At 46.8% G+C, this 9,852-nt stretch carries 9 protein-coding genes and 10 tRNA genes; 17 read left to right on the top strand and 2 right to left on the bottom strand.

The features are described from left to right. Positions 1–83: 83 nt before the first annotated feature. The 10 genes from BC351_RS34890 (at position 84) to BC351_RS34845 (ending at position 1,072) form a co-directional block, all read left to right on the top strand. Positions 84–156: transfer RNA gene (locus BC351_RS34890), tRNA-His, on the top strand. A 19-nt stretch (positions 157–175) separates the two neighbouring features. Beyond that, positions 176–247: transfer RNA gene (locus BC351_RS34885), tRNA-Gln, on the top strand. A gap of 24 nt (positions 248–271) precedes the next feature. Further along, positions 272–347: transfer RNA gene (locus tag BC351_RS34880), tRNA-Lys, on the top strand. Between the two features lie 75 nt (positions 348–422). Further along, positions 423–502 (top strand) — tRNA-Leu (locus BC351_RS34875). 39 nt (positions 503–541) lie between these two features. Then, positions 542–613: transfer RNA gene (locus tag BC351_RS34870), tRNA-Gly, on the top strand. Positions 614–622: 9 nt separating this feature from the next. Then, positions 623–693: transfer RNA gene (locus tag BC351_RS34865), tRNA-Cys, on the top strand. A gap of 14 nt (positions 694–707) precedes the next feature. Beyond that, positions 708–793, top strand: a tRNA-Leu gene (locus BC351_RS34860). A 17-nt stretch (positions 794–810) separates the two neighbouring features. Further along, a tRNA-Arg gene (locus BC351_RS34855) sits at positions 811–887 on the top strand. 22 nt (positions 888–909) lie between these two features. Then, positions 910–986: transfer RNA gene (locus BC351_RS34850), tRNA-Pro, on the top strand. Positions 987–1,001: 15 nt separating this feature from the next. Continuing rightward, positions 1,002–1,072: transfer RNA gene (locus BC351_RS34845), tRNA-Gly, on the top strand. Positions 1,073–1,264: 192 nt separating this feature from the next. Here the strand turns inward: BC351_RS34845 and BC351_RS34840 are convergent. Beyond that, positions 1,265–1,453 carry a hypothetical protein gene (locus BC351_RS34840; protein WP_079419759.1) on the bottom strand — a complete coding sequence of 63 codons (189 nt, stop codon included), beginning with the start codon at positions 1,451–1,453 and terminating at the stop codon, positions 1,265–1,267. 105 nt (positions 1,454–1,558) lie between these two features. Between BC351_RS34840 and tenA the strand changes: the two genes are divergently transcribed. The 3 genes from tenA to BC351_RS34825 are packed head-to-tail and all read left to right on the top strand — an operon-like array spanning position 1,559 to position 3,684. Continuing rightward, positions 1,559–2,239 carry a thiaminase II gene (gene tenA / locus BC351_RS34835; RefSeq protein WP_079419758.1) on the top strand — a complete coding sequence of 227 codons (681 nt, stop codon included), beginning with the start codon at positions 1,559–1,561 and terminating at the stop codon, positions 2,237–2,239. After that, a complete protein-coding gene (locus tag BC351_RS34830) occupies positions 2,236–2,589 on the top strand; it encodes a low molecular weight protein tyrosine phosphatase family protein (RefSeq protein WP_079419756.1) in 354 nt (117 codons plus the stop codon). The genes tenA and BC351_RS34830 overlap by 4 nt, the downstream gene beginning before the upstream one ends. A 3-nt stretch (positions 2,590–2,592) precedes the next feature. Next, positions 2,593–3,684 (top strand): M24 family metallopeptidase, encoded by a 1,092-nt coding sequence (locus tag BC351_RS34825; protein ID WP_079419754.1) that lies wholly within the window; start codon positions 2,593–2,595, stop codon positions 3,682–3,684. An 11-nt stretch (positions 3,685–3,695) separates the two neighbouring features. Here the strand turns inward: BC351_RS34825 and BC351_RS34820 are convergent, their stop codons facing one another. Next, positions 3,696–4,580 (bottom strand): LysR family transcriptional regulator, encoded by an 885-nt coding sequence (locus BC351_RS34820; protein ID WP_079419752.1) that lies wholly within the window; start codon positions 4,578–4,580, stop codon positions 3,696–3,698. Between the two features lie 186 nt (positions 4,581–4,766). Here BC351_RS34820 and BC351_RS34815 point away from each other — a divergent pair, with 186 nt between their 5' ends. The 4 genes from BC351_RS34815 (at position 4,767) to BC351_RS34795 (ending at position 9,840) form a co-directional block, all read left to right on the top strand. Next, entirely contained in the window at positions 4,767–6,098 is a 1,332-nt protein-coding gene (locus BC351_RS34815) for a uracil/xanthine transporter (protein ID WP_079419750.1), read from the top strand. Positions 6,099–6,650: 552 nt separating this feature from the next. Next, entirely contained in the window at positions 6,651–8,012 is a 1,362-nt protein-coding gene (locus BC351_RS34805; protein ID WP_079419746.1) for an extracellular solute-binding protein, read from the top strand. A 114-nt stretch (positions 8,013–8,126) separates the two neighbouring features. Next, positions 8,127–9,011, top strand: a complete 885-nt coding sequence (locus tag BC351_RS34800) for a carbohydrate ABC transporter permease (protein ID WP_079419761.1) — start codon at positions 8,127–8,129, stop codon at positions 9,009–9,011. A gap of 1 nt (position 9,012) precedes the next feature. Further along, positions 9,013–9,840, top strand: coding sequence for a carbohydrate ABC transporter permease (locus tag BC351_RS34795; RefSeq protein ID WP_079419744.1), 828 nt, complete (start codon positions 9,013–9,015; stop codon positions 9,838–9,840). Positions 9,841–9,852: the final 12 nt, after the last annotated feature.

The raw sequence follows: 9,852 nt of genomic DNA, 5'->3' as shown, positions 1-9,852 counted from the left end.
AAACACGGCAGACTGTAAATCTGCTCTCTCCGAGTTCGGTGGTTCGAATCCATCAGCCTCCATATCCCTAATTTTATATTGTGGCGGTCGTGGCGAAGGGGTTAACGCACTGGTTTGTGGATCCAGCATTCGCGGGTTCAAGTCCCGTCGTCCGCCCATTATTATCAAAGCTTGATGGGGATTAGCCAAGCGGTAAGGCAACGGACTTTGACTCCGTCATGCCAAGGTTCAAATCCTTGATCCCCAGTATTCACCTTATTAATTGTAATATGAGTCATTAGCTCAGTTGGTAGAGCACCTGACTTTTAATCAGGGTGTCGTAGGTTCGAATCCTACATGACTCACCACTTTACCCCAAAAAGTGAAGTGAAAGCTTCGAAGGGAATTCCGATTACTTTTCGGGGGCCCCAGCATTAACATGCGCGCGTATGGCGGAATTGGCAGACGCACTAGACTTAGGATCTAGCGGGTGACCGTGGGGGTTCAAGTCCCTCTACGCGCATTAAATCCTCAGCAGTATTCATACTCCTGAGGTACCCATGCGGAAGTGGCTCAGCGGTAGAGCATCGCCTTGCCAAGGCGAGGGTCGCGGGTTCGATCCCCGTCTTCCGCTTTTTAATTTGGCGCTATAGCCAAGTGGTAAGGCAGAGCTCTGCAAAAGCTTTACCCCCAGTTCGAATCTGGGTAGCGCCTTATTACTATTGCAAGCCGGAGTGGCGGAATCGGCAGACGCACAGGACTTAAAATCCTGCGATAGGTGACTATCGTACCGGTTCAAGTCCGGTCTTCGGCATTATCCCAACAACATAGGCGCCCTTAGCTCAGCTGGATAGAGTATTTGACTACGAATCAAAAGGTCGGGAGTTCGAATCTCTCAGGGCGCGCCATTTTCATCAAGCTATACAATATCGGGACGTAGCTCAGCTTGGTAGAGCACCTGCTTTGGGAGCAGGGGGTCGCATGTTCAAATCGTGTCGTCCCGACCATCAATTTTATAACGCGCGGGCGTAGTTTAATGGTAGAACTTCAGCCTTCCAAGCTGATCGCGCGGGTTCGATTCCCGCCGCCCGCTTAACTTTAAGTTTTACCTTAGACCCTTGTGAAGCAAGGGTTTTTCTTTGTCTACTTTTCGACAAACGATTGAACTCTGTAGGTATGGGCTTTTTCGTTTTGTGAAATTCCCAAGCGATTAGGAATATCATAATAGCCCTCTGTCCTGTAAGGGGATTGAGGGCTATTTTTTTCTATATACGCTGCATAATAATCATTTTAACTGGCTTGTTTCCTTCAGATACTGTTCAACTAATTTGTCAGCATTAATAGTACTAGATTCGATCCAGTCATAGTATAAATCACCAAGGGGAGCAATGTCAGGACCGATCTGTTCATCGAACCAGTCGGAGAGTGCTTTGCGATTGCTGCCGTGCTCGACGATGAAGGGAAGGTTCAGCATGACCGTTTTATCTTACGAGCCGGCATGCAAACGAAATTCGCAAAACGACGCCAAATATCGTATCCTTTTATTAGAAGATTGAAGTTGAATAAAGGGGAAATCCGCATGTCATTTACGCAACATTTGATACATAAATACCAAGAGGCTTGGCGTCAAACGCAGCAGCATCCTTTTGTACAGGAACTTGGGGCAGGTACGCTGGATCGCAGTAAATTCCGCTTCTATATGGTTCAGGACTACTTATATTTAATAGATTATGCGAAGTTGTTTGCATTAGGAGCAGTGAAAGCAACGGATTTAAAGACGATGAGCGAGTTTGCCGCTTTGCTGCACGCGATCCTTCACGAGGAAATGGGGCTGCACCGCTCTTACGCGGCTCAGTTTGGCATTAGCGAGAAGGAACTGGAGCAGGCAGAACCTTCGCCGATTACGTTGGCATATTCCCATTATATGCTGCATGTCGCACAGAATGGGGCGTTAGCTGAACTGACCGCAGCGCTGCTGCCTTGTATGTGGAGCTACTGGGAAATCGGCTGTATGCTTAAGCAGATACCGGGAGCAGCGGAGCATGTGGATTATGGAGAATGGGTACGCATGTACAGTTCGGAGGAGTTTGGCGCATTGGCGCAGTGGTGCATCGGCTTGATGGATCGTTTGGCAGAAGGAAAGTCAGGCGAGGATTTGGCTAGGTTGGAGACGATATTCGTAACAACGACAAGGTATGAGACGATGTTCTGGGAGATGGCTTATCAGGAGCAGATGTGGCAAGTAGGGGTATCTGAATGATCGTGGATGGCAGCGCCCCCTTCAAAATTCTTTTTGTATGCAGTCGCAATAAATGGAGAAGCCTTACAGCAGAGAAGATTTTCGCCGGAATTCCTGGATACGAAGTTCGTTCAGCAGGGACGGAAGAGCAAGCCAGAGTGAAAATAACAAGCGGGCACGTAGGCTGGGCAGATGTCATTTTGGCAATGGAGAAGAAACACGTTAGACGCATAAAAGAGAAGTTTCACGACTCATTAAGTGGTAAGAAATTGATATGTTTGGATATTCCGGATGATTATCGATTCATGGATGAAGAGTTAATTGAGATGTTGAAATCACGAGTATCGGACTATATAGACTTGGAGGAATAGAAGATGAATCAACGTCAACACAAACTAAACGCGCTTATTGAAAATGAACGGTTGGATATCGCTTTTATTACCTTGCCTAAGCTGATTTATTACTTTACGGGTTTCTATTCGGATCCTCATGAGAGATTCATGGCGCTTGTGTGCGTGAAAGGGGAGGAGCCTTTTCTGTTTGTACCGGTGCTTGATCACGAAAAGGCGGCAAGAGTGTCGAGCGTGAAAGCGATTTTCTCCCATAAGGATGAAGAAAACCCGTACGCTGTTCTTAAGGCACACCTTGGAAGTCGTATCTCCAAAATAGGCATTCAAGCTGATCACTTAAATGTAAAGCGATATCTGGCCTTGATGGAGATCACGGGGGCGGAGACAGCCATTGATATAGAGCCCAGGCTCAATTCGATTCGCAGAGTGAAAGGCGAGGAGGAAGTCGCGATTATCAAACGGGCAATTGGTTGTATTGAAGAAGTGATACGTACAACGTTGCCTCTGATAAAGCCGGGTGTAACCGAACTGGATATCGTAGCCGAAATGGAATACCGCATGAAGCGGCTAGGAGCGGATGGCCCCTCTTTTGATACGATGGTACTGGCGGGAGAGAAGTCGGGGCTGCCTCACGGAGTGCCAGGGAATGATCGGGTTCGTGAGGGGGAGCTGCTGCTTATTGACACAGGTGTATTTGTGGATGGTTATGCTTCGGATATTACGCGCACGTTCGCCGTTGGCGAAATCAGCGCTAAGCATAAGGACATCTATGATGCTGTATTACAGGCTAACCTACGCATGATTGAGGCTGGACGCCCCGGCGTTGCGATAGGGAGCCTGGACAACGCCGCACGTGAGGTGATCGCTAACAGAGGCTATGGCGAGTATTTCATAACTAGGGCGGGACATGGCTTAGGACTTGAAATTCATGAATACCCCTCCATATATGGAGGGAATCCAGATCCCTTAATTGAAGGAATGGTCTATACGGCGGAGCCAGGCATTTATATATCAGGGCTTGGCGGCGTCCGCATCGAGGATAATGTACTTGTAACCGCCAACGGGGTCGAGGTGCTGACTTCCTTCCCTAAGGAATTAACGGTAATCGGCGGCTAACCTTGTTGAATTTAGGGATCGGGCGTCATGGTGCCTACGAGTTCTACAAAACGTTGCCCTGCCTTGGATAAGTAGTGCTGCTTAAGCCAGATAAGCGCGGAAGAAGCTGAAACTTCGGAGTCCTCGATATGGAAGGCTTGGACACGGTAGCCGCGGTGCTTCTTAAGAACGGTTTCCGGAACGATCGTGCTCCCGAAGCCGGATGAGACTAACTCCATAAGAATGGCAATGTCCGAACATTCACCAATGATGTTCGGACTTATATTTTTCATCCGAAACTCCTCTAGAATTAATTGAAAGATGCCCAAGCCATCTGTACTTGGAAGTATGAGAGCATGCTGGGCGACCTGTTCGAGGCTAACACTTGTGCTGTTTCTCGTTTGCGGCTCTGAGGAGACAAAATAGAAAGACTCCTTCTGCAGCTGCAGGACGGTATAATCATCAAGAAGCAGCGGCAATCGAACGATGGCGAGCTCAATGATTTTTTCTTTGACCAACTTGGCAAGCTGTGAGGACTCATTTTGCTGGATCTTATAGGTGATATGCGGGTAGGACTCCCGAAATGTCTGCAGTATTGTAGGCAATTGGTAGTAGGAAATGGTATTGACTCCAATGGACAAGGTGCCTCGGACACCACTTCCGATTTGTGTGACCTCGGTTTGTGCTTCCTCCATATCCTTCGTAATTTTAACGGCGTAGCGCTGCAGTGTTGACCCTGCTTCTGTTAGCTGCAAATATCGTCCCCGTTTTTCAAACAGCTTAACGCCTAGTTCCTGCTCCAGCTGCTTTAATTGCTGGCTAAGCGGAGGTTGTGCCATATGCAGCTTCTTCGCGGCCGCGGTGATCTGTTTTTCCTCGGCTATGGTTAGGAAGTAACGGAGTTGTCTAATATCCATCGTATTTCTCCTTTTATGTATATGTAAATCGTCTGTTAGAGCTATTAAATATATATTATTCCTATGATGACTCTCATGTTATCATATTTCTGCACAATCCTTTTGTAAATTTGCACAAAGCGATATGTTGAAGGATGTGCAAGGAAGGAAGATGGACGATGCATCAAGAGAAACTCAGTGAATTGAATGGTTAATAAAATATCGCCGAAAATTTGGTTAGCTGGTGTCCAGTGGCTATTTTTCATGTTTACGAATACGTTTGTTGTTCCGCTTTCGCTAGGCCATGCATTTGGGCTGGCACCTGGTGAAATCGCGGCATCTTTGCAGCGCTCTTTTATTTTGACGGGTGTACTCTGTATCCTGCAAGCGCTATGGGGACATCGGTATGCTGTGATGGATGGGCCTGCCGGATTATGGTGGGGACTTGTGCTCAATCTGTGTGCTTCGGCACCTTCAGTGGGGCTAAGCTTAACGGAGGTAGGCGGAGGACTTGCCAGTGGATTTCTGTTGGCTAGCTTGACGATGATCGTACTTGGAAGCTTAGGCTTCGCCTCTTTTTTAAAGAAAATTTTCACGCCTATCGTCATGGGGGTCTCTTTATTTTTGTTAACGATTCAATTAGTTATGAACTTTTTTAAGGGCATGCTGGGGATGAATAGTGCGGGGGAAGTAGACCTAAAGGTTGCTGCTTTATCTATCGTTATTGCCATCTTTGTTGTCATCGTTAATTTGAAGGGATCCCGTGTGATTAGCAGTTATTCGATTCTAATTGGCATCGTTGTTGGCTGGATTGCTTATGTGCTGATCTTTCCCTCCACCCACCACGTTCAGGAGAAAGCCGGCTCCTTAATCGCACTTTTCCCATGGGGAGCGCCGAACATGCAGATTGGGATTATTCTAACGGCCTTTGTTGTTGGCTTAATCAATATGACCAATTCCATTACATGCCTAGCGACGGTGGAGAAGCTGTACAAGACGAAAACATCGGACTCGCAATATAAACGTTCTTATTTGCTGACAGGCGTTTTCACCATTTTCTCGGCTTGCTTCGGGCTTCTGCCTTTTGGGTTATTTACTTCTTCCGTAGGGCTGTTGGAAAGTACCAAAATTCTGGAACGCAAAGCGCTTATTATCGGTGGGGCGATGTTCGCTATGCTAGGACTCATACCGGCTCTTAGCGGTTTGTTCTCATCACTGCCGACTAGTGTAGGCAATGCTGTGCTGTTCGTTGCTTACTTGCAGATGTTCGGCACTTCGCTTCGCACGATTCAAGGGTTCCAGTTCAATTCGAAGACTGTGCACCGGATTGCGCTTCCTGTCCTCCTGGGCATCTGCATTATGAATATTCCGCCGCAGGCGTTCGCGCTGCTTCCGCTCTACATTCGTCCGTTGATCAGCAACGGGTTGGCGATGGGAGTAATCCTGTCTTTAGTGCTTGAGACGGCGATCAATTGGAGTAAATATGAGCTGCCTGCAGCAGCTGAGCCGCTCGTTATGCCCGAGACGAAAAAGGCTTAAATAGCAAAGGGGCTGTCCATAAGTAGATAAACCTACTTGAGGGACAGCTTTTTTGCTTTTTTGATTGGGATTCGGAGAGGCTCGACTTTCTCTAAACCTGCAATTATACATCTTTTTTGCTCTTGGAATAGCCTCAACGATTAAATTCCTGCGTTTGTGCAGGTTTTTGAGGCTTTTTCTGAATGTACGGCTGAAAAAGATAAAAATGCCTGCACAATTGCAGGCATTTCCACTTTTTAACCAAATTCGCTCGGAAATTCCTGTATTTTCGCAGGCTTTTACACTTGGGTGAACGGATCTGATCTGATCTGGAAGCCCCGTCATCCCACATGAAAGTAATCGACCCCATCATCTATCGACGCTTTCCTACTTAATTTGGCTTATGGGACAGCCCCTTTTTTGGCGTCTGCTGGCAGCAGCCGTCTGCGGGAATTGCCTTTATATGGAGAATTTTATCCCTGTTTTCTCGATATGTCAGCCTATAATTTACCATTCTGCGTTTCTATAATGAGAGTGTAGGAACAAAAGTTAACCATTTGTAGGAGGTCAAGAATGAAAAAGACGAAAAGTGCATTATCTGTGGCAATGGTTATGGCAATGGCAGCAACTTCGGTAGCATGCGGTACCGGCACTGACACGAAGACGGCGGCTACATCGGCTACGCCCGCACCAGCAGCTTCAGCAACAGCTAAGCCGGTTGAGTCTGAGAAGCCAAAAGAGTTCAAGATGACTTTGCGCCATACAGAAATCAGAGATACGGCAAAAGGGAATCTTGCTATTTTGCAAGATGTCGTCAAAGCAACGGAAGCCGCCGTACCTGGCTTGAAGTTTGAGCTGGATGGCGTCGAGGATGTTGTCAATCGTGATACGAAGCTCAAAGCCGAAATGCAAGCAGGCAGCCCGCCTCCTATTTTTGACTTGTTCGGTGGTGCAGATACGCAGAATTATTCGAAGGCTGGCCGCTTGCTTGATCTGACGCCTATTATTGCGGAGCTTGGTTTGAAAGACAAATTCATGAACTTGAACGAATTCACGGTTGACGGCAAGGTGTATGGTCTTCCTAGAGCAGGATTTGTTGAAGGCGTTTTCTATAACAAAAAATTATTCGCGGATGCGGGCGTTCAAGTTCCTAAAACGTGGGATGAGTTCTTGAAAGTGTGTGAAGCGCTCAAAGCAAAAGGAATTACACCAATTGCCATGGCCGGCGGTGCTGGAGATGGTTGGGTGCTTAACATGCTTACCAATACATTGTTCGTACGTCTGGGCGGACCACAAATTCAAGAAGGCTTCGCGCCTGGCAAAACGAAATGGACAGATGCTCCCGTTGTAGAAGCATTCAAGAAAATGGATGAGTTGAAGCAAAAAGGCTACATCGATAAAAACGTGATTTCAACGAAATATGCGGACGGTCAAGCGAAATTCTATACAGGTCAAGCAGGCATGCTGTTTGATGGAAGCTGGGCATCTTCGGGTATCATGGGCAAGAACTCCAAAGTCGCTGATGACGCAAGCTTCTTCAATTTCCCTAACATGGGTGGTCCTGGGGACGACATGATTAACGGAGGCTGGTCGAACGGTTACGGATTCTCGTCGAAATTGACGGATAACGAGTTGAAAGCGGTTAAAGCTTTTATCAAAAACTTCTATACAGAAGCTAATCAAAAGAGAGCTCTGAAAGAATCCGGCAATATCCCAGCTATGAAGTTGAGCGATATTGGCGATGCCAAAGGCTTAATCGCTGACGTTGTTCAAGGCCAGCTATCGGCGAAGAAAGGTGCCTTCCCGGCATTTGACGCGCTGGTTACACCAGCCGTTAAGAAAACGCTGGAAGGTGCGATGGAAGAGTTGATGGGCGGTAAAGTAACGCCGCAGAAAGTGGCCGAGAAAGTCCAAGCCGCGCAAGACGCCAAATAACACGCCAAATAACAATCAGGGCACCACACCAAAGCGGTGGTGTCCTAATTGTTGCTAATGGAAGCAGAACTCCCGCGGGCAGCTATGTCATTAATATCGAAAGATGGGGATCACATGAATAAAGTATTGCGCAATCCACTCGCCTACGCGTTGTTTGTCGTTCCAGCCCTGTTGCTTTATATGACTTTCTACATCCTTCCCATGATCAGCTCGTTGAAATACGCGGTAACCAGCTGGAACGGAATTAACGAAGCGACGTTTAATGGTTTGGACAATTTTGTTAAGGCGTTTCAGGATGAGAAGTTTTGGGTCGCTTTGAAAAACAATATCTACTTCGTTTTGTTCTCGGTATTCATACAAATTCCGCTCATTATTTTCTTTGCGATTTTGATCAGCGGCGCGCGCAGATTCCTTGGATTTTACAAAACGACTGTATTTTTGCCCAGTGTACTGTCGACGGCAATTGTCGGCGTCATCTGGCAGTTCATCTATCACCCTGATGCCGGGCTGATCAATCAGGTGCTGCGTGCCATGGGGCTTGAGAAATGGACACACGGTTGGCTTGGTGAAGAGGGCTATTCCATGCTGGCCATACTCGTCACCAATGCTTGGCAGTGGACTGGATTTTATATCGTACTGGTGTTAGCCGCTATATTTTCCATATCCAAAGAAGTGCAAGAAGCAGGAGAAATCGACGGCGCAGTTGGGTGGTTGAAAGCTCGCCACATCACAGTGCCGCTTATTCGGCCGGTCATTCTAGTTGTCATGATGCTTTCGATCACCGGAGCTATGAAAGCACTGGACATCGTATTTATTATGACGAAAGGCGGACCCTTCGGAAGCTCTGAGGTCATGGCCACTTACATGTACAAGCAAGCTTATTCGATGTCGTTGTTTGGCTACGCCAATGCCATATCTATCATCATTTTCTTATTTACGGTCGTATTGACGCTGATCTTCCATTTGCTCACCAAAAGGTCTGAGGAGGTCGAATACTAAGATGAAGAAACAAACAACAGGCACGATGCGACACCTCATTCTCCTGATCTATATCATTATTGTTCTGTATCCGCTTCTGTTTATCCTGAATTCATCATTCAAAAATAATTCCGAAGTCGTCCTGCATCCATGGGGACTGCCTGGAAAATTCGATTTCCAAAACTATGTAGATGCATTTACGAGCTCCAGAATTGGCACTTATTTTATCAATAGCTTATATATTAGTACGATTGCAACAACTGCAGCCATCCTATTTGCAACGGCAATCGCTTATGCGGTCACGAGAATGAAGTATCCCAAGCTGAGTAAGCTGGTGTATGGAACACTGCTGATCTCGTTGCTCATATCGCCAGCGTCGCTGCTTATCCCTTTGTATATCATGATTAGAAATCTGGGCATTTACAACACGCCTTTTGCTTTAATCGTTCCTTATACGGCTTTTGGTATTCCGTTGTCTGTGTTTGTCATAGCGGCCTTTTTGAAATCCATTCCCAAGGAGCTGGAAGAGGCGGGAATTATGGATGGGCTTTCGGTGTATGGTTTGCTTTTGCGTGTTATCATGCCGTTGACAATGCCCACGCTTGTGACCGTATTTATATTGAATTTCATGGGGCATTGGAATGAATTCATTATGGCAAACTTATTTTTATCCAGTCAAAATCTGCGAACGCTGCCTGTAGCTGTTGTTTCCTTCATGGATAAATTCCAAATGAACTACGGCGCTCTAACGGCTTCCGTAATGATTAGCGCAATACCGGTTATTCTTGTTTATACAGTCCTGCAGCGACAAATTATTCAAGGGGTTACCTCGGGAAGTGTGAAAGGGTAAGGCGTCCAAGCT

The sequence above is a fragment of the Paenibacillus ferrarius genome, from assembly GCF_002027705.1.
Classification (GTDB): Bacteria; Bacillota; Bacilli; order Paenibacillales; family NBRC-103111; genus Paenibacillus_E; species Paenibacillus_E ferrarius.
Note: the sequence above shows the minus strand (reverse complement) of the source record. Positions and strands in the feature narration are given on the sequence as shown.